Genomic DNA, 19,288 nt, shown 5'->3' with positions numbered 1-19,288 from the left:
TCGATGGAGTTCAGGCAACTCGAACATCTGGTGGCGGTGTGCAGTGCGGGCAGCTTCAGCGGCGCGGCCAGGCAGCTGCACATCTCCCAGCCGACCCTGAGCAAGAGCATCGCGCGGCTGGAGAAGCACCTCGGGCTGAAGCTGTTCGACCGCAGCGGCGGCAGCGCCCGGCCCACCGTCTACGGACACGCGGCGGCCGAACATGCGGCCATTCTGCTGGCCGGCGTGGCGAGGATGAGCGATCAGCTGGAGGAACTCGCCGGCGGCGAGACCGGCAGCCTGCGCATCGGCGTGGGTCCGGCAACGCGCATCAAGCTGTTGCCTGAGGTCGTCCGGCAGGTCGGCAGGACCTTTCCCGAGCTGCGGCTCGAAGCGCGCTACGACGACGTCCAGACATTGATGCGTTCGCTTCGCATGGGCAGCCTGGACCTCGTCTTCTGCTACTTCGAGGCGCCGGACGAGCAGTCGGACTTCATCCGCGTGAAGATCTGCGACGACTTGCGGATCGCCGTCGTGCGGCCTCGTCACCCTGCACTGCGGCAGGCGCCGCTCGCGCCTGAAATGTTGCTGAAATACCCGATCGCCAGCGTCGGTACCGTGCCGAGCTTCCGCAGGTGGCTGGGGGCCTTGAGTGCGAAGGCGGCCCGCAACATGAACGCCTTCGTCTCCGATGACTATGCGTTGGTGAAGGGCCGGCCGCTCGATTCGGACTTCGTCGCCCTGGGTCCACGCTTCGTGTTCGAGCAGGAGTTGCGCGAGGGCACGCTGGTCGAGCTGAAGCTCCGAGTCGAGATCGGCTACGAATGCTGGATGCTCACCACCGAGGCGAAGTGGCGCTCGCCGGTGGTGAAGAAGGTCGCCGATTTCGCACGAACGGCCATGAGGCGGAAGACACCGCGCCGCTAGAGGCTATGCCTGCAGGCTATGGCTCATTCGGGTTTGGGCGATTGTCACTGAAGCGGGATCGGGTGCCTTTAGCGGGTAGAACAAGAAGATGAAGCCGATGGAGGATCCATGGCTAGAAGACACAGCCTGACGGGCCTGTGTGGGATGCTGTTGCTTGCGACAGCGATCGCCGCCAGCTTCACAGGGCCAGCGGCAGCGCAGTATCCCGACAAGCCTGTCCGGCTCATCGTGCCCTTCACCGCGGGCGGCTCGCCCGACACGACGGCCCGGCGTGTCGCGCAGCGCCTGACCCAGGAACTGAAGCAGCAGTTCGTCGTCGAGAACCGGCCGGGCGCCGCCGGCAACATCGGTGCGGAGACAGCCGCCCGTTCCGCGCCTGACGGCTATACGCTCATGATGATGGCCAACAGCCACGTCATCAATCCGGCGCTCTATACGAAGATCACCTACGACGTGGTGAAGGATTTCACGCCGATCTGCCTGCTCGTGCGCGGCGCCTCGATGATGGTGGTGCCGGCCAACAGCCCGGCAAAGACGGTCAAGGAATTCGTCGACATGGCGAAGGCCAATCCCGGCAAGCTCAACTTCGGTTCGGGCGGTGCGGGCAGCCCGGCGCATCTCGCTGCGGAAGCCTTCCGTCAGGCTACCGGCATTGACTACGTCCACGTGCCCTACAAGGGCGCGCCAGAGATCGTGCGCGCGCTCGTGTCCGATCAGGTGCAGGTCGGCTTCCCGACCTTCGAGACGGCGCTGGGACTGGTGCAGCAGAAGACGCTGCGCGCGCTCGCGACGACCGGCTCGAAGCGCTCGCGACAGCTTCCGGATACGCCGACCCTGCTCGAAGCGCTGCCCGACGGGTTCAGCCTCGAAGGCTGGCTGGGCCTCGTCGCGCCGGCGGGCACGCCACCCGAAGTGGGGCAGGCGATCGTCGCGGCCATGACAAACGCGCTCAAGGATCCGGCCTTCCGCGAGCAGCTCGAAAGCGGCGGCTCAGATATCGATTTCCGGCCGGGCCCCGAGTTCGGCGCGATCCTGCCGGGCGAGCTCGTGAAATGGCGCAAGCTCGTCGAAGGCGTCGGCGCCAAGGTCGAGTAGGGAAGGAGCGAAAGCCATGGCCGTCGCCGCCAAGCCCCGGATTCACGAAGTACCGGACGATCTGCTGGCCGCCATCGATTGGTGCTACGAGCAGGGATGGACCGACGGGCTCCCCGTCGTGCCGCCAGTCGTCGACCGGGTCGATGCCATGCTGGCGGCTGAGGCGCGTCCGCGGGAGATGGTGATCGCGCACCATCCGGCGACCGGCCTCGACCTGTCGCTGCATGCCGCCGCCGTGAACGCCGTGATGGCGGGTTGCCTGCCCGAATATTTCCCGGTGATCGTCGCCGCGTTCGAGGCGATGGATCGGACCGATTTCAACTTCCACGGTTCGACCGCCAGCACCGGCGGCTCGGCGCCGCTGCTGGTTGTCAGCGGTCCCTATGCCGAGGAGATCGGCATGAATGCCGACGTGAACCTGTTCGGCCCGGGCAACCGCGCCAATGGCACGATCGGCCGTGCGACCCGACTCATCCTGCGCAACGTCTTCCAGATGCTGCCGGGAATTTCCGACAAGTCGACACAGGGTAATCCCGGGAAGTACAGTTTCTGCATTGCCGAGCGCGCGCGCGGCAATCCGTGGCCGCTGCTCTGCGAGGCGCAGGGCTATGACAAGGGCGCGTCGAGTGTCACCTGTTTCGCCGGCGGTGGCTTCTTCAACGTCGAGAACCATGGCGGCAACACGCCGGAAGAGGTACTGGGCTCGGTGGCCGATTCGATGGCCAACTATGGCTGCATCAGCCTCGGCCAGAGCGTGGTGATTCTGGCGCCCGAGCATATGAAGATCGTGACCGATGCCGGCTGGTCGCGCGAGAAGGTGCAGGAGTTCCTGTTCGTCGCGGCCAGGCGTTCGGTCGAGGGTATGAAGAGCGCCGGCAAGTACCGCGACCGCGAATATGACACGCAGCACGGCGAGGGCGCGCATGCGCTGGCCATGGAAGGTTTCATGCACCGCGGCCTGCGGCCGGACGACATTCTCGTGACCATGGGCGGCGGCGATGCCGGCGGCCATTCCTGCTTTATCCCGTCCTGGAGCCGGGGGCGGACGTCGATCATGCAGCACCAGGCCATCACGCCGCCGCCCGCCGGCATACCGAAGTAAACGGAAGGAGTCCTCCGATGCAGCTCTATTCACCCATGTCGACGACGCCCAAGCGCAAGGCGTTCCGGGCGCCGCCGCTCGCCAGCCTCGAGGGCCTGCGAATCGGCCTACTGGAGAACGGCAAGCTCAATGCCGACGAGATGCTGCGGGAAGTCGCGGCGCTGTTCGTCGAGCGGCACGGCTGCACCATCCGCACCGTCGCCTCGAAGAGGAATGCCAGCGCCCCGGCGCCGTCGGCGACGCTCACCCAGGTGGCACAGGAGGTGGATTTCCTCATCACCGGCCTGGGGGATTGAGGGTCCTGCTCAACGTGCAGTCTGCACGACAGCATCAGCTTCGAACAACTCGGCAAGCGCGCCGTGGTGATCTGCACGACGCCCTTCGAGGTGACCGTGAAGAACATCGCACGGGTCCTCGGCATTCCTGGCTACCCGTTCGTGAAGGTCCAGCACCCGATCGGCAGCTGCACCTTGGACGAGCTCAAGGTCCGGGCCGAGGTGGCCTATAGCCAGGCGGTGGCGATCCTCCAGGCCTGAGGATCGCCCACCGAAGTGGCGGCGACTATTTAGTATTGACTAATGCATTAGTGTTAACTAATGAATTGGTCATGAACCAGCCTGCTTCCATTGACGCCGTCATGCGCACCCTCGCCGATCCCACGCGGCGGGCGGTGTTCGAACGCGTGGTCGGCGCCTCGGAAATCACCGTCGGCGAACTCACGAAGGGAAGCGGGGTGACGCAGGGCGCCATCTCGCAGCACCTCAAGTCCCTGAGGCTGGCCGGCCTGGTCGCCGAACGTCCCGAGGGCCGCAACGTCTACTACCGCGCCGAGCCCAAGGGGCTCGAGCCGTTGGTCGACTGGATGAGCCACTACGGCGTCTTCTGGCGCGAGCGTTTCGACAACCTCCGAATTCTTCTCAAGGAGATGGACCCATGAGCACCGAGGCCCGCAAACTCGAGACCCATGCCCTCGATACCCATGACATCGTCGTCGAGGACGTCTTCCCGCACGCGCCGTCGACGATCTGGAAGGTGCTCACCACCGGCGCGCTCATCTCCCGCTGGCTGAAGATGCCGATGGCCGGCTTCGAACCGGTGGTGGGCAATCGCTTCACCTACAAGACGACGCCGGCCGGTGGATGGGATGGCACGATCAACTGCGAGGTCCTCGAAGTGGTTGAGAATCGCCGTTTCGTCCATTCCTGGAAGGGTGGGCACGAGTCGAACGTGGGCTACGGCGCGCCACTCGACACGGTGGTGACCTGGACGCTGGCACCGGTCGAGGCCGGCACGCGCCTGCGCCTCGTCCATTCCGGCTTCGTGCTGCCGCGCAACGAGACCGCCTTCACGGGCATGGGCAACGGCTGGAAGCAGGTCGTGAAGACCATCGACGCCCTTTCGGCGGAAGAGACCGCCCTCCGCAAGCCGCATTAGGGGAGGGACGTCATGAGCGAACCCTACTCGGGCGGCTGTGCCTGTGGCGCGGTCCGCTATGAAATCGCCGCCGAGCCGCTGGTGATGGCCGATTGCCAGTGTCGCGATTGCCAGCAGAGAAGCGGAACGGGACACGGGTCCTATCTGACCTTTCCGGGGCGCAAGGACGTGAGGCTCACGGGCACGGCGGCGCAATGGGACATTGCAGCGGACAGCGGCAACGTGAAGACGCACGCCTTCTGTCCAGCCTGCGGGACACCCGTTTATCTGACGTTCGCGGCCATGCCCGACCTCTTCACCGTGCACGCCGCGAGCCTCGACGAGCCGGGCCGATACAGGCCGCAGATGGTGCTCTACAGGGCGCGGGGTCATGCTTGGGATTCCATGGATCCGGCCCTGACGGCCTTCGAGCGGATGCCGCCGGCCTGAGCGGACGCAACGGCAGGCTTGGCTTGGCACGAAGTGTGATTAACCTACGTGCCATGATGACCCTCTCGCGACGCAGCCTGCTGGCTGCCGGTTCTGCCGTCGGCCTGGTCGGATCGTCCGCCCACGCGCAGGCGGCCTATCCGTCACAGACCATTCGCCTCGTGGTGCCGTATGCGCCCGGCGGCGGTTCGGATTTCACCGGAAGGCTTGTGGCGCAGAAACTCCAGGAGATCGGCGGCTACAACCTGATCGTCGACAACAAGCCTGGCGCCGCCGGTATGCTGGGCACGGAGATCGTCGCGCGGGCGCCGGCGGACGGATATACGCTGCTCTATGCCGACGTGGCGCACGGCATCAACCCCGCCGTCTATTCCAAGGCGCGTTACGATCCCGTGAAGAATTTCGTGCCGATCACGCTGGTCGGCGCATCGCCCCAGGTCCTGGTCGCCAATCCCTCGTTCCCCGCCAATTCGCTGAAGGAGCTGCTCGCGATGCCGCGCGATCAGCTCCAGAAGATCCCGGTTGGCACGCCGGGTCAGGGCAGCGGCCCCCATCTCACCTATGAACTGCTGCGCACCAAGGTTGGCCTCGATCTCGTCCATGTGCCCTACAAAGGCGGCGGCCCTGCGCTCACCGACGCGATCAACGGCCAGATCCCGTTGGTGATGAACGCAATGGCGCCGGTCATGCCGCATCTCCAGTCGGGCAAGCTGAAGCCGTTGGCGATTGCGACGGCAGAGCGTCATCCGCGCCTGCCCAACGTCCAGACCTATGCCGAGAGCGCGCCGGGCGTCGTCGTCTACAACTGGTACGGCTTCCTCGCGCCGACGGGCACGCCGCCGGAGGTGACGAACAAGCTGGCGGCCGACATCGCCCGCGTGCTGCTCCTGCCGGACGTGAAGGAGAAATTCGAGGCCGCCTTCCTCGATCCCATGCCGCAAGGCAGCGCCGAGATGGCGCGCTTCCTCGACGGGGAAGTGCGCCAGTGGAAGACGGTGGCGGCGGAGACCGGCGTCTCACTGGATTGAGAGCCTTCTCCGCCAACCCAAACTGGAGCGCCTACAGCGCACCCTCGTGCTCCAGCAGCCACTTCTTGCGCGGCAGGCCGCCACCGTAGCCGGTCAGCGTGCCGTCGCTGCCGATGACGCGATGGCAGGGTACGACGATGCTGATCGGGTTCTGGCCGTTGGCGAGGCCGGCGGCGCGGACGGCCTTCGGCTTGTCGATGCGCGCGGCCAGCTCGGCATAGCTGATCGTCGTGCCGCGGCGGATCTTGCGCAGCGCCCGCCACACGCTCCTCTGGAACGGCGTGCCCGTCGTCTCGACCGGCAGCGTTTCGATGACCGCGATGTCGCCCCTGAAGTACGACCGCATCGCCTTCGTCAGCCCGCCAGGATCGCGCGCGGCCAAGAGTGAATAGCGCCCCTTGCCATAGTAGCGGTCGAGCAGGACGCGCATGCGGGCCTCGTGGTCGGTCCAGTCGATGGTACGCAGGCGGCCTTCGCCATCGGCCACGATCAGCAGCTCGCCGATCGGCGTCGTCAGGCGATCGATGCGGAAGTCGAAATGCTCAGCCATGACGGGCCATCCTGAGATGTTGGGCGGCATAGGCGTGCCAGGGCCGCCAGGCCGGCGGCGCTCCGTCGTCGATGGAAATGCCTGCGGCATCTCGTTCCCAGTCGCCCGGCGCCCGCAGGCCGGGGCGCCTCGCAATCAGCGGCGCCAGCTTCGGGTCGCGGGCGAGATGGCTGTCGATGGTGGCGATGTCGGCGCCGAGGTCGAACACGCGCCGCACGCGCGCGACGATCGCCGGGAGCGCCTTGACCGACGGGACGCGGATGGTGACCGCGACGGCATTGCGGTCGGGCAGATGCGCGACGGCGACGCTGCCGTGCTCGCCCTCCAGATCGATGCGGCGATGCCAGACGTCCTCTTCGATCCATTCGGTGCCGGGCGCAGACCGGGCGGCCAGCGCCGCCAGCATGCCGGGCCAGTCGTACGGTGGGCGGTAGGCGAGCTTCAACGTGACTCCGTCCCTGGCCGAGGTATCGGCGCCGCTCCTGCGGCGCAGCGCGCTCGGCGGCCGGCCGAACAATGCACGGAACGTCTCGTTGAAGCGCCGAACGCTGCCGAAGCCAGACGCCAACGCCACCTCCGCCATCGGCAGGCGCGTGTCGTGCAGGAGCTGCTTGGCGAACAGGACGCGCCTCGTCTGCGCCACCGCGATCGGCGATGCGCCGAGATGGCGCTGGAACAGGCGGCGAAGCTGCCGGCCGCCGACCCCCTGCCGCTCGGCCAGCGCTTCGACGCCGGCTTCATCCTCGTCGAGCGCGCCATCGGCGATCAGGGCCAGCGCGCGACTCACCGTGTTGGCGGTGCCGCGCCAGAAGGCCAGGTCGGGGGCGATCTCGGGTCGGCAACGCAGGCAGGGCCGGAAGCCCGCCTCCTGCGCGGCGGCGGCCGACGCATAGAAGCGGCAGTTCTCGAACCTGGGCGTACGCGCGGGGCAGACCGGCCGGCAGTAGATGCCGGTCGAGGTGACGCCGACGAACACGCGCCCGTCGAAGCGGGCGTCACGGCTCTGGAAGGCGCGGTAGTAGGTCCTGCGGTCGAGCAATTCCATGAGGCCAATCCTTTCACGCGCGTGCGAGCGGCGCTCGCGGTTTTCGGACCCGATAGTCATACGCCGTTTGGGGCCTTCGTTTGACCGCGGCTCGGGAAAATGATCAGTCGCCGGCCATGTCGGTGACGGTCGGTTGGTCGGCGCTCCTGAAGCGCCAATGGTTGCCTCTTCTGGTGGCGCTGGTGGGCGGCGTCCTCCTGCATTCGATGAACGTGCTCATGCTGGCGACGGTGCTGCCGAGCATCGTCGAGGAAGTCGGCGGCGCGGCGATGATGAGCTGGCCGACCACGGCCTTCCTCGCCTCGTCGATCGTCGCGGCGACCTGCACCGGCCGCCTCACGGCGCAACTCGGCGCCCGTGCGGCCTTCTGTGCGGGAGCTGTCGTGTTCGGCGCCGGCGCCCTGGTCTGCGCCGTGGCGCCGTCGATGGAAGCGGTGGTGGCCGGCCGCTTCGTGCAGGGCTTTGGCGGCGGAGTGTTGTCGGCGATGGCCTACGTGCTGGTCGGCAAGTCCTTTCCCGAGCCGATGTGGCCCAGGGTCGCCGCGCTGCTTTCGGGCGCCTGGAGCATGTCGGTGCTGATCGGCCCGTTGATGGGCGGGGCTTTCGCCACCTGGGGCAACTGGCGTGGATCCTTCTATGCCGTGACCGGTCTCGCGGCCCTGCTGGCCCTGGTGGCAGCCCGCGCCCTGCCACGGGCCACGGCCGACACGGGAAGACCCGGACGGGCGATGCCGGTGGGACGCATCGTGCTGATCTGCCTGGCGATCGCCACCATGTCGGTGGCCAGCGTCGTCACCCTGGCGGCTGCCAAGGCGGGGCTCTTCCTGACGGCGGTCGCGCTGCTCGTGGCGATGATCCTGCTCGATCGCCGTTCCGGCGCGCCGCTCTTCCCGAGCGATTCCTTCTCGCTGCGGAGCACCACAGGCGTCGCCATGTGGTTCGCGCTGCTGGTCTCGATCACCTACAGCCCGCTCTCGATCTTCGTGCCGATCTTCCTGCGGACCCTGCACGGCTTCGATCCGCTGGCCGCAGGCTATACCGTCGCCGGCGCCTCGATGGGCTGGACCGCTGCCTCGCTCGTCGTCGCGGGCTGGTCGCCCCGGGCCGCCGGGCGCTTGCTGAGCCTGGGCCCGCTGGCGATGGCGGTGGGCCTGGCCGGCGTGGCGTTGCTGATGTCGGTCCATCCCGTGGTCGTCCTGCCAGCGTCGATCGCGCTGGTCGGCCTGGGCATGGGTGTTTGCTGGGGCTTCGGCGTGCAGCGGTTGATGGGCGGCGCCAGGGCCGGAGAGGGCGATCTCGCTGCCTCCGCGGTCGCGACCGTGCAGCAGACCGGCTTTGCGCTCGGAGCCGCGGCGGCCGGCATCGTCGCCACCCTGGCGGGGTTCGCGCGCGGGCTCGAAACGGAGGGCATCGCCCGTGCGGCCTTCTGGGTGCCGGCGAGTTTCGTATCCGTCGCTCTCCTGGCGGTTGTCGCCGGCTCTCGCCTGGCAATGCTCGCCGGCCGCGCAGATGCTAACAAGGCGACAGTGCGACGTTGAATTGCGGGAGCGGGGGCGACCATGGCGGTGGTGAAGATCCAGGCGAACATCGACCGGACCTACGAGCGCTTGAATACGGCGATCGACAACATGTCGCTGCGCGACAGCTTCGTTGCCCCACGGCCGACGCTCGAAGAGCGTATGCAGGCCGGCAAGGCTCTGCGCGCGCAGGTGCCCCGCGCGTCGCACGCCCGGTTTGAGAAGGCTTCGGACCGCCCCGATCCGGTCGCCATCCTCGAGGCGCAGAACGAAAGCCGGGTGCAGAAGCTGGTGCCGGTGCGGTTTGCGCGCATGCTGGCCTCGCCCTTCGCCTTCCTGCGCGGCTCGGCGGCGGTCATGACGGCCGACCTGTCGACCACGCCGGTCACCGGCATGGGCGTTGCCGCCTGTGGCGACATGCACGTCTCGAACTTCGGCGTTTTCGCCTCGGCCGAGCGCAACCTGATCTTCGCCATCAACGACTTCGACGAGGTCCATCCCGGCCCCTGGGAATGGGACCTGAAGCGCCTCGCCGCCAGCGCCGCGGTTGCCGTGCGTTTCATGGGCGGCGATCGCGTTGCGGCGGAGGAGGCGGCGCAGGCGATCGTGCGCTCCTACCGCAAGCGCATGCGGCGCTACGCCGACATGGGCTATCTCGACATCTGGTACGACCGGATCGACGAGCGCGCGGTGCTCGACACGCTGTCTCCGCGGGCGCGACGCGGCGCCGAGCGGCTGATGGACAAGGCCCGCGCCAAGGGTCATGTCAGCGTTCTGGAGAAGCTGACCGAGCAGGTCGACGGCGAGCACCGCATCATCGAGGAGGTGCCGCTCATCGTGCGCGAGACGCATACGGCGGCAGGCACGCCGGCCAATGAGGCGCTCGACATCATGCTCCAGGCCTATGTTGCGTCGTTGCCGATCGACCGGCGGATGCTGCTGTCGCGCTATCGCATCGTCGATTCCGCCCGCAAGGTGGTCGGCGTCGGCAGTGTCGGCACGGGCTGCTGGATTCTGCTGCTGCAAGGCCACGATCCCGACGATCCGCTGTTCCTGCAGGTGAAGCAGGCGCAGGCGTCCGTTCTTGCGCCCTATGTCGACCAGAAGCTCAGGTTCGAGAACCAGGGCAGGCGGGTCGTCGTCGGCCAGCGGCTGACGCAGGGCTCGCCCGACATCTTCCTCGGCTGGGGCGAGGCCGACGGCAAGGATTTCTACGTCCGCCAGCTCGCCGACATGAAGGGCAGCGTCAAGTTCAACGAGAGCGACCCGAGCGGCATCGACGGCTTCGTCGAGTACTGCACCCTGTGCGGCTGGGCCCTGGCGCTGGCGCATGCCAAGTCGGGCGATCCCGCCATGATCGCAGGTTACTGCGGCAACGGCGATGCGCTCGACGAGGCGATCGGCAAGTTCGCCATGGCCTATTCCAGACAGACCGACGAGGACTACGAAGCGCTCGACAAGGCCCGCCGCACCGGCCGCATCCGGGTCGCGGCGCAGGAGATGGTGAAGTAGTCGCTTCGACCTCGACCGAAACGACGGCGCGGACGGCCGACCTAGAACCTTCCCGTCAGCAACGACAGGAGAAGCACACATGGTCGATCTTCATTCCCTGAAAGACGGGCTCGTCGTCACGGCGTTCTGGGAGGCCATCCCCTCCGAGGCCGACGCCGTGGCAACGATCGTCCGCGAGTACCTGCCGCAGGCCCAGCGCGAGCCCTGGGTGCACGCCTTCCAGATCCATCGCTCGATCGCGGAGCCCGAGAAGTTCTTCTTCTACGAGGTGTTCCGCGACGAGGCGGGATTCGCCTCCCACCAGGAGACGCCGCACTTCAAGGCGTTGATCGTCGGGCAGGCGCTGCCGAAGCTCACGAAGCGCGAGCGCACGCAGCACCGCTTCGTCCTTGGCGACAAGTGACGGACAGGACGTAGAGTCCGAACTCCGCCAGACCGGCCGGTCGTGGGTGCGTAGCTTCCTCTCTCGATAAGGAGCACCGCAATGACCGAGCAGGACGTTCAGGAGTTCGTGACACGCTTCGCTGCCGCGTGGGCCTCGCGCGACGGCGAGGCCTTTCTGGCGCTGTGGCATCCTGACGGGCTGCTGCAGTCGCCGCTCTACGATCGCCCCGTTCAGGGCAAGGAATTCGGGCGGCTGACCGACTTCGTGCGGGAGGCGGCGCCCGATCTCGTCTGGCAGCTTCTCGACTGGACGTCGCGTGGCGACGTCGTCGTGATCGAATGGCAGACGACGCGCATTGTCAGCGGGCGCCGGCTCGACACGCGCGGTGTCGACAAGTTCCGTCTGCGCGAGGGCCTCATCGTCGAGGAGCGTGTGTATACCGACACCGCCCCGTTGCGCGTCTTCCGGCGGGGAGAAGCCCTTGAGCCTCTTGTCCGGCTGGAATGGTGACGGCCGTCAGGCCGCCGCCGCATCCTTCCACGGCGCAACTTCGAGCCAGGTGCTCTGGTAGGTCGCGCCTTCGCCCATGTCGGTGTAGCGATCCGAGCAGAGCATGTTGATCGTGCCGGAGACGGCTTCGCCGACGGGACGCTGGCCGGGCACCAGGAGCACGCCGGGCTGGACCTCGTCGGCGACCTTGAGGACAAGGCCGATCTCGCCGCGGTCGTTGAATACGCGCACCGGGGCGCCATCCACGAGACCGCGCTTCGCGGCGTCGTCGGGGTGCAGGATGCAGAACGGCTTGCCCTCGCGCTCGCGCAGGAAGCCGACGCCGGAGAAGGCCGTGTGGGCCTGGAAGTAGCCTGGCGCGGTCAGCAGGCGCAGCGGCCAGCGCGCGGCTTCCTCGGCCTCGATCGGATCGGCTTCCCAGTCCGGCATCGGCGGCAGGCCCTGTTTGGCGAGCTGTTCCGAGTAGAATTCGAGCTTGCCCGACGGCGTCTTGAAGGGCTGGCCGTCCCAGTCATGCTTGATGTTGAGCGGCACGCCGGCGAACAGCTCGTCGCGGTCGACCTTCGAGGCGGGCCCGGTCGAGCCCTTGAAGAATTCCTCGGCCGCCTCGCGCGGCGACAGGCTGAAGATCGGGTCGGTGATCCCCATGCGCTGCGCCAGCGCCTGCGCCACATGGAAGTTGGAACGCGCTTCGCCGGCCGGCTCGACCGCCTTCTGGCCCCATTGCATCCAGTAGGCGCCATAGGCGCGGTAGAGATCGTCGGTCTCGAGATAGTTCGCGGCCGGCAGTACGATGTCGGCGTAGCGCGCCGTGTCGGTCATGAACGGGTCGTGCACGATCGTGAACAGGTCCTCGCGCATCAGGCCCTTCCGGACCTTGTACACTTCGGGGCAGGTCACGACCGGATTGTTGGCGGCCACGAACAGCGAACGGATCGGCGGATCCTTCATGTTGAGGAGCTCTTCGCCGAGGCGCAGGTGGTTCACCATGCGCGCCGTCGCCGGCCCGGAGGGCTTGCGCACCGCCGCATAGTTGAGGTCGCAGGAGGCGGCCGTGAGCAGCAGCGCGCCGCCGCCCTTCACGCCGTAATGGCCGGTGACGCCCGGCAGCAGCGCCACGCTGCGCAGCGCCTGGCCGCCATGGGTGAGGCGGGTCATGCCTTCGCCGAGCCGGATCAGTGCGGCCTTGGCCTTGCCGTACATCGAGGCGAGCTTCTCGATGTCCGCCACGGGCAGGCCGGTGATTTCGGCGGTGCGCGCCGGCGTGAACTTCGGCAGCACGTCGCGCTCGACCTTGTCGAAGCCCAGCGTGTGGCGGGCGATGTAGTCGCGGTTGGCGAGGCCGTCGCGCACCAGGATGTGCATGACGCCCAGCGCCAGGGCGGCGTCGGTGCCGATGCGGATCGGCAGATAGAGGTCGGCGGCCTTGGCGCTGCGCGTGCGGCGCGGGTCGATCACGACGATCGGCATGCCGGTCTTCTTGCGCTGGCTCTCGGCCAGAGCCCAGAAATGTACGTTGGTGGCGGCCAGGTCGGCGCCCCAGGAGATCACCATGTCGGAGTGCACGACCGATTCGGGATCGGCGCCGCCCACCGGGCCGACCGTCATCTCCCAGGCGGTCTCGCAGCACGTGTCGCAGACCGTACCGGCCTGCAGGCGCGACGTGCCGAGCGCATGGAACAGGCCGTTCACCAGGCCGCGGTTCATCAGGCCCTGATGGGCGGAGTAGGCGTAGCCCAGGATGGCGGGCGGGCCGCTCTCCGCGATGATGGTCTTCCACTGGCCGGCGATCTCGTCGAGCGCCTGGTCCCAGGTGATGGGCTCGAACTGGCCCGAGCCCTTCGGCCCGGTGCGGCGCAGCGGCGTGGCGATGCGCTCGGGAGAATTCACCAGGTCGCTGTCGCGATTGACCTTGCCGCAGGCAAAACCGGCCGTGTAGGGCTGGTCGGGGTCACCCTGGATGCGCACGACCTTGCCGTTGTCGACATGTGCGATGAGCGAGCACATGTCGGGACAATCGTGGGCACAAACAACTCTGACAGATTTCACTACGCCGCCTCCCGAAGGGTATCGCGGCGATAGTTTAGCAGAAGTCGAAATAGCGAGCGGGTGCTACTTCTTGTCTGCGGCCGGCTTGGCGGGAGCCGCCTTGGCGCCCGCGCCGACGCCGGCATCGCCGATCATGCCGAAGCGGTTCTTGAAGCGCTGCACGCGGCCGCCGCGATCGATGCTCTGGCGCACGCCGGTCCAGGCCGGATGCGTCTTCGGATCGATGTCGAGGCGCAGGCTGGCGCCTTCCTTGCCCCAGGTCGACTTCGTCTCGAAGGACGTGCCGTCGGTCATCACCACCGTGATGGTGTGGTAGTCGGGGTGGATCTTCTCTTGCATACTATCTCTCCAGCGCTTCAGGGCCGATTCCGACCGGCCGGCGCGACAAGGGCGGGGATATACAGTCCCGGGAGCGTGGCGACAAGCTGGTTGTACGGCTTCGCTATGGCTTGTAGACCGGCCGCCATGAGCGATTCAGCCTTCGAAAGCCTCGCCGACAGCCTGCTCGCAACCCTCGAGGAGGCTTTGGCGGACCATGTAGACGCCGAACTGCAGGGAGGCATCCTGACGGTCGAGGGGGACGAGGGCACGTGGATCGTCAACAAACATGCGCCCACCCGGCAGATATGGCTGAGCTCGCCCGTGAGCGGCGCCCGGCACTATGCATTCGATGCCGACAGCGGACAGTGGCAGGACACACGGGGCGGGGGCGACCTGCTCGCCGCGCTCGGGGGTGAACTAGGCGTCGAACTGAACTGGCAGGCCCCATGAACCGGTTCGGCGGACTGGCCCTGCTGGGGCCCTATCTCAAACCTTATCGCGGGCGCACCATCCTCGCCCTCCTGTCGCTGCTGGTCGCGGCGGGGACGGTGCTGGCGTTCGGCGCCTGCCTGCGCGCCCTGATCGACCGCGGCTTCGCACAGGGGCGGCCGGACATCCTGAATTACGCCCTGGCCTCGCTGCTGGCCGTGGCCGTCGTGCTGGCCATCGCTTCCGGGGCACGCTTCTACCTGGTCTCGTGGCTGGGCGAGCGGGTGGTGGGCGACCTGCGCCGCGATCTCTTCGACCATGTCGTGCGGCTGGGGCCGGCCTGGTTCGAGATCAAGCGCTCGGGCGACGTGATGAGCCGCATCTCGGCCGACGCGCAGCTCATCGAGCAGGTGATCGGTTCCTCGGCCTCGGTGGCGCTGCGCAACACGCTGATGTGCCTCGGCGGCGTGGTGATGCTGGTCGTAACGAATCCCAAGCTCGCTTTGTGGACGCTCGCGGTCGTGCCGCTCACCGTCGTGCCCATCGTCGTGTTCGGCCGAAAGGTGAGGGCGCTGTCGCGCGAGGCCCAGGCGCGCATGGGCGAGATGGTGTCGGAAGGGGCGGAGACCCTGGACGGGGTCCGCACCGTCCAGGCCTTCGCCCAGGAGGATCGTGCGGCGCAGCGCTTCGGCGAAGCGACCGAGCGGGCGTTCGTGGCGGCCACCCGGCGGGTGTCGCGCCGCGCAGTCATGACCACGCTGGTCATCTTCATCGTGTTCTCGGCCGTCGGCTTCCTGCTGTGGATGGGCGGCCACGACGTGCTGACCGGCCGGATCAGCGCCGGCGATCTCTCGGCCTTCGTGTTCTACGCGGTGCTGGTCGCCAGCTCGGGCGGGGCGATCAGCGAGACGATCGGCGACCTGCAGCGGGCCTCGGGGGCCGCCGAGCGGCTGGCGGAGTTGCGCGCCGAGCCGCCGTCGATCGCCGAGCCGGTCAACCCCAGGGCGCTGCCGAAGCCGGTCCGGGGAGCCGTGGCCTTCGAAGACGTCTCGTTCCGCTATCCGACGCGCACCGACGCGCTCGCCCTCGATCGCTTCGACCTCGCGATCGCGCCCGGTGAGACGGTAGCGATCGTCGGTCCCTCGGGCGCCGGCAAGACCACGGCCTTCAACCTGCTGCTGCGCTTCTACGATCCGGAGAAGGGCACGGTCCGCCTCGACGGCATCGACATAAGGGATCTGGCCCTGGGCGAGCTGCGGCGGTCGCTGGCCGTGGTTCCGCAGGACCCGACCCTGTTCAGCACGTCGGTCGCCGACAACATCCGCTACGGCCGGCCGGACGCCAGCGATGCCGAGGTGCGGGCCGCCGCCGAGGCGGCCTCGGCGCTGGGCTTCATCGAGGCCCTGCCGCACGGTTTCGGGACCGACCTCGGGGCGCGCGGCGTGCGCCTGTCGGGCGGCCAGCGCCAGCGTATCGCCATCGCCCGGGCTCTGCTCTGCGACCCGGCCGTGCTGCTGCTCGACGAGGCGACGAGTGCCCTCGATGCCGAGAGCGAGCTGGCGGTCCAGCAGGCCCTGGACCGGGTGATGCGCAACCGCACGACCCTCGTCATCGCCCATCGCCTGGCCACCGTGCAGAAGGCCGACCGCATCGTCGTTCTCGACCAGGGACGGGTGGTCGATATCGGGAGCCATGCCGAGCTGGTGGGTCGGGGCGGCCTCTATGCCCGGCTCGCGGAGCTGCAGTTCAACGTGTCGACGGCCGCCAGCTGAAGTTTCACTTTAGGTCTGTCGATAAAATCGTTGAATTTCAATGAAGTGTCGGATATAGTTAATCTATATTACGAACTTCATTTGGATCAGACGACCATGTTTTCCACGGACCCTGCGACCCGCCTCGTTTCGTGGTGGCCGGCGGCCTTGATCGGCCTCGCCACGCTCCTGAACAGCCTTGCTGAAAGCGTCCAGACGCTCCTGACCTAACGCAGTCGAACGACCACGCCGCGCTCGGCATCGAGGCGCCTCAGTTCCCGGCGCAGGATCTTGCCCGTTGTCGTGAGGGGCAGTTCCGGCACGAACTCGACCTCGCGCGGATATTCGTGCGCAGCCAGTCGGGTCTTCACGAAGCCCGCCAGGTCGGCCTTGAGGGAGTCGGTGGGCACGATCTCGGGCCTGAGCTGGACGAAGGCCTTCACGATCTCCGTCCGCAGCCGGTCGGGCACGCCCACGACCCCGACCATCGCCACGGCAGGATGCTTCATCAGGCATTCCTCGATCTCGCCCGGCCCAATGCGGTAGCCGCCCGAGGTGATGACGTCGTCGTCGCGGCTCTTGAAGAAGACGTAGCCCTCCGCGTCGATCGTGCCGAGGTCGCCGGTCAGCAGCCAGTCGCCGGCATACTTGCGTTCGGTGGCCTCGGGGTTGCGCCAGTATTCCAGCATGACGATGGGATCGTGCCGCCAACCCGCGATCTGGCCTTCCTGGCCGGGCGGCAGGACGTTGCCGTCGCCATCGACGATCGCGACCTTGCGGCCGGGGCAGGCGCGGCCGCAGGAGCCCGCGCGGACCTCGAACCAGTCGGGTGAGTTCAGCAGCATCAGGTTCATCTCGGTCTGGCCGTAGCCCTCCGAAATCGTCGTGCCGAACGTGTCGCGGCCCCAGCTCAGCAGCTCCTCGCCCATGGCCTCGCCGCCGGTCGAGATGGCGCGGATGTCGTAGGTCCAGCGCTCGCGCGGCTTGTGGACCTGGCGCATCATCTTGAGTGCGGTCGGCGGAATGAAGCTCACGCCGACCTTGTGCTTGGCCAGCATGGCGAAGGCGCGTTCCGGGTCGAACTTGGCGAAGCGATGGGCCAGCACCGGCGTGCCGTAGTACCAGGCGGGGAACAACGCATCGTAGAGGCCGGCGATCCAGGCCCATTCGGCCGGCGTCCACATCACCTCGTTGCCGCGCGGCCAGTGGCCCAGCCACTGCTCCACGGCGGGGATGCAGCCCAGCATCATGCGGTGGGCATGCAGCGCGCCCTTGGGCTGGCCCGTCGTTCCCGACGTGTAGATCAGCAGCGCGGGATCCTCGGCCGCGGTGTCGACTGTGGTGAAGCGGTCGGAGGCGGCGCCGAGCAAGCGGTCCCAATCGAGAAATGCAGAACCGTGTGCGCCGGCGCCGATCACGATCACCGTCCTGAGGTGGGGCAGGCGGTCGCGCACGGCCAGCAGCTTCGGCAGCTGGCTCATGTCGGTGATGACGGCCGAGGCCTCGGCATTGGCCAGCCGGTATTCGATCGCCTCCTCGCCGAACAGCGTGAAGAGCGGCAGGACGACCGCACCCATGCGATAGCCCGCGAGATGGCAGAGGGTGAGTTCGGCGCCCTGGCTGAGGAACACGGCGACGCGATCACCTTTGTTGATGCCGCGCGCGACCAGCGCATTGGCCAGCCGCGAGCTGGCGGCGAGGAGCTGGCCGAAGGTCCAGTTGCGCACCGAGCCGTCGGCATTCTCGACAATCATCGCCAGCGTGTCGGGCGCGTGGCGCTCGCAGACGGCGCGGCCGATGTTGAACCGCTGGGGCGCGGGCCAACGGAACCGCTTCATGGCGTCGTCGTAGGAAAGACCGCGAGGGATCATGCCGAAAGGTACCTCCGTCAGCGATTTACGCGTTGCACGACCCGGCCGGCCAGCAGTTCCTGCGGCGTCGGCGTCCAGATTTCGTCGGGTGGTGTGTCGATCACGCGCTGCGCGAACTCGGGCGTGACGCCGCTCGCGACCAGGAAGCGCCGCATGTCGCGGTTGCTCTCGTACAGGTCGTTGGGGCCCATGCCGGGGAAGCTGCCCTGGTGGAAGCCGAGGCGCCCGCTGGCTGAGATCGAGCGATCGTTGCCGCCGAGGAAGGCGATGGTGCAGGCGGAGGCGCAGCCGGTCTCGACACGCGTTGCAAGCTTGCGATTGCGGATCATGCGGTTGATCTCGAAGGCGGTGCCAATGCGCCCGCCCGGACCGGCCAGGACGACGCGACGAATCGAGGGATTCCTGTGCAGCGCCTGCCGCACGGCAGCGGCGCTGCCGGTGCCGTAGGCGCCCTCGACGTTGAGCGCCGTGCCATCGGCACTCACCGAGACGGCCAGTGTGTCGAGTGCCTCGTCCCCGGAGTAGATCGCCCACAGTTCGCCGATGGACGGCACGGCCCGTTCATGGAACAGCCCCCCGATGCCGGCGATCGACAGCGCGGCGGCGACGAAGATGCCGAGGGCGATGGGGACGGGCGCGCGCCGTCTCGCAGCTATCGCGATCAGGCAAACCTGCACGAAGGCGAAGGCGGAGGCGCCCAGGCAGAGCAGGGCGGGCCCGAGCACGTGCAGCAGGGTGACCTCGCCAGGCCCGAAGACGGCGAGGGTGATGCTCCCGAACCCGACCAGCAGTGCCATCGCGGCCCACACGCCGCGATAGTAGAGCGTGAGGTCGAACGGTGCGGCGCCATCGCGCCACAGCGGCACGCCCAGCGCCTCCAGATGGTCGATCATCCGGGCGAGCTTGCCGGTGCGGATGCGCTTTACGCCGCCGCGATAACCGAGCGACGTGGCGAGATCGGGCGGGACGGCACCGGCGGCGAGGCGCACCTCGCGCAGGCCGATCGCACGCGCCGTCAATTCGGCGAAACTGATCAACGCGCGCGCGATCTCGTGGCGTTCGCCATCGGGCACGGTCGCCAGGGGCCCGACGGCCAGATGACCGGCGGCCTGCTCCAGCAGCACCGCGCCAGACGGGCCCACTTCGCCATCGATGAGGAAGATCGCCCGCGTATCGCTCGTCGAGGCCAGGGACGGGAAGCTGGGGAAAAGTCGAGCGATGCCCTCGGCATCGGCAGCGGTGGCGCGCCGAACGGCGCCCACGGAGACCCGAGCCTGAGAAGACACGCTACTTTCCACTCCCTGAGGCCGCTTTCATGGCCGGTGGCCGGCCTGTATGCTGCTGCACTTCTCGC

The 19,288-nt window shown here is 67.8% G+C and carries 19 protein-coding genes and 1 pseudogene; 14 read left to right on the top strand and 6 right to left on the bottom strand.

Features of this window, described 5'->3' with window-relative positions:
* Positions 1 to 3: 3 nt before the first annotated feature.
* From EPO41_RS14625 to EPO41_RS14590, 8 genes are all read left to right on the top strand, one after another.
* On the top strand, positions 4 to 906 hold the full coding sequence (locus EPO41_RS14625; protein WP_296326295.1) for a LysR family transcriptional regulator: 903 nt from the start codon (positions 4 to 6) through the stop codon (positions 904 to 906).
* 108 nt (positions 907 to 1,014) lie between these two features.
* Positions 1,015 to 2,001, top strand: a complete 987-nt coding sequence (locus EPO41_RS14620) for a tripartite tricarboxylate transporter substrate binding protein (protein WP_296326292.1) — start codon at positions 1,015 to 1,017, stop codon at positions 1,999 to 2,001.
* Positions 2,002 to 2,017: 16 nt separating this feature from the next.
* Entirely contained in the window at positions 2,018 to 3,103 is a 1,086-nt protein-coding gene (locus EPO41_RS14615) for a hypothetical protein (protein WP_296326289.1), read from the top strand.
* A gap of 17 nt (positions 3,104 to 3,120) precedes the next feature.
* Positions 3,121 to 3,639 (top strand): UGSC family (seleno)protein, encoded by a 519-nt coding sequence (locus EPO41_RS14610; RefSeq protein WP_296326286.1) that lies wholly within the window; start codon positions 3,121 to 3,123, stop codon positions 3,637 to 3,639.
* A 71-nt stretch (positions 3,640 to 3,710) separates the two neighbouring features.
* Positions 3,711 to 4,040: a metalloregulator ArsR/SmtB family transcription factor gene (locus EPO41_RS14605; RefSeq protein WP_296326282.1), complete on the top strand. Its 330-nt coding sequence runs from the start codon at positions 3,711 to 3,713 to the stop codon at positions 4,038 to 4,040.
* Positions 4,037 to 4,537: an SRPBCC domain-containing protein gene (locus EPO41_RS14600; protein ID WP_296326279.1), complete on the top strand. Its 501-nt coding sequence runs from the start codon at positions 4,037 to 4,039 to the stop codon at positions 4,535 to 4,537. Before EPO41_RS14605 ends, EPO41_RS14600 begins: the two co-directional genes overlap by 4 nt.
* A gap of 12 nt (positions 4,538 to 4,549) precedes the next feature.
* The gene (locus EPO41_RS14595; protein WP_296326276.1) at positions 4,550 to 4,966 is read left to right on the top strand and encodes a GFA family protein; all 417 of its coding nucleotides are present in this window, start codon (positions 4,550 to 4,552) and stop codon (positions 4,964 to 4,966) included.
* A gap of 53 nt (positions 4,967 to 5,019) precedes the next feature.
* Complete coding sequence (locus tag EPO41_RS14590; RefSeq protein WP_296326274.1) at positions 5,020 to 5,994, top strand: tripartite tricarboxylate transporter substrate binding protein; 975 nt, start codon at positions 5,020 to 5,022, stop codon at positions 5,992 to 5,994.
* Between the two features lie 31 nt (positions 5,995 to 6,025).
* On the opposite strand, the gene ogt is transcribed toward EPO41_RS14590, so the two are convergent.
* Complete coding sequence (gene ogt / locus EPO41_RS14585) at positions 6,026 to 6,544, bottom strand: methylated-DNA--[protein]-cysteine S-methyltransferase (RefSeq protein ID WP_296326272.1); 519 nt, start codon at positions 6,542 to 6,544, stop codon at positions 6,026 to 6,028.
* Positions 6,537 to 7,589, bottom strand: coding sequence for an AlkA N-terminal domain-containing protein (locus tag EPO41_RS29755; protein WP_363246971.1), 1,053 nt, complete (start codon positions 7,587 to 7,589; stop codon positions 6,537 to 6,539). Before EPO41_RS29755 ends, ogt begins: the two co-directional genes overlap by 8 nt.
* A 116-nt stretch (positions 7,590 to 7,705) precedes the next feature.
* On the opposite strand from EPO41_RS29755, the gene EPO41_RS14570 reads away from it, so the two are divergent.
* The 4 genes from EPO41_RS14570 to EPO41_RS14555 all read left to right on the top strand — a co-directional run bounded on the left by EPO41_RS14570 (position 7,706) and on the right by EPO41_RS14555 (position 11,513).
* Positions 7,706 to 9,127, top strand: a complete 1,422-nt coding sequence (locus tag EPO41_RS14570) for an MFS transporter (RefSeq protein ID WP_296326269.1) — start codon at positions 7,706 to 7,708, stop codon at positions 9,125 to 9,127.
* Between the two features lie 21 nt (positions 9,128 to 9,148).
* Entirely contained in the window at positions 9,149 to 10,618 is a 1,470-nt protein-coding gene (locus tag EPO41_RS14565; RefSeq protein WP_296326265.1) for a DUF2252 domain-containing protein, read from the top strand.
* Between the two features lie 79 nt (positions 10,619 to 10,697).
* On the top strand, positions 10,698 to 11,021 hold the full coding sequence (locus tag EPO41_RS14560; RefSeq protein ID WP_296326262.1) for an antibiotic biosynthesis monooxygenase family protein: 324 nt from the start codon (positions 10,698 to 10,700) through the stop codon (positions 11,019 to 11,021).
* Between the two features lie 81 nt (positions 11,022 to 11,102).
* The gene (locus EPO41_RS14555) at positions 11,103 to 11,513 is read left to right on the top strand and encodes a nuclear transport factor 2 family protein (RefSeq protein WP_296326259.1); all 411 of its coding nucleotides are present in this window, start codon (positions 11,103 to 11,105) and stop codon (positions 11,511 to 11,513) included.
* Positions 11,514 to 11,519: 6 nt separating this feature from the next.
* Here the strand turns inward: EPO41_RS14555 and EPO41_RS14550 are convergent, their stop codons facing one another.
* Complete coding sequence (locus tag EPO41_RS14550) at positions 11,520 to 13,562, bottom strand: molybdopterin-dependent oxidoreductase (protein WP_296326257.1); 2,043 nt, start codon at positions 13,560 to 13,562, stop codon at positions 11,520 to 11,522.
* Between the two features lie 126 nt (positions 13,563 to 13,688).
* Positions 13,689 to 13,901: pseudogene (gene rpmE, locus EPO41_RS14545) on the bottom strand (50S ribosomal protein L31); the annotation flags it as partial.
* Between the two features lie 126 nt (positions 13,902 to 14,027).
* Here rpmE and cyaY point away from each other — a divergent pair.
* Together cyaY and EPO41_RS14535 are read left to right on the top strand one after the other, a co-directional pair.
* The gene (gene cyaY / locus EPO41_RS14540) at positions 14,028 to 14,333 is read left to right on the top strand and encodes an iron donor protein CyaY (protein ID WP_296326254.1); all 306 of its coding nucleotides are present in this window, start codon (positions 14,028 to 14,030) and stop codon (positions 14,331 to 14,333) included.
* Positions 14,330 to 16,084: an ABC transporter transmembrane domain-containing protein gene (locus EPO41_RS14535; RefSeq protein WP_296326252.1), complete on the top strand. Its 1,755-nt coding sequence runs from the start codon at positions 14,330 to 14,332 to the stop codon at positions 16,082 to 16,084. Before cyaY ends, EPO41_RS14535 begins: the two co-directional genes overlap by 4 nt.
* Before the next feature lie 206 nt (positions 16,085 to 16,290).
* Here EPO41_RS14535 and EPO41_RS14530 read toward each other — a convergent pair whose 3' ends face one another.
* Together EPO41_RS14530 and EPO41_RS14525 are read right to left on the bottom strand one after the other, a co-directional pair.
* Positions 16,291 to 17,934: an AMP-binding protein gene (locus EPO41_RS14530; RefSeq protein ID WP_363246970.1), complete on the bottom strand. Its 1,644-nt coding sequence runs from the start codon at positions 17,932 to 17,934 to the stop codon at positions 16,291 to 16,293.
* Between the two features lie 17 nt (positions 17,935 to 17,951).
* Complete coding sequence (locus EPO41_RS14525) at positions 17,952 to 19,220, bottom strand: hypothetical protein (RefSeq protein ID WP_296326248.1); 1,269 nt, start codon at positions 19,218 to 19,220, stop codon at positions 17,952 to 17,954.
* Positions 19,221 to 19,288: the final 68 nt, after the last annotated feature.

This window comes from Reyranella sp. (assembly GCF_004297265.1).
GTDB lineage: Bacteria > Pseudomonadota > Alphaproteobacteria > Reyranellales > Reyranellaceae > Reyranella.
This window is presented reverse-complemented; position numbering and strand designations above follow the sequence as displayed.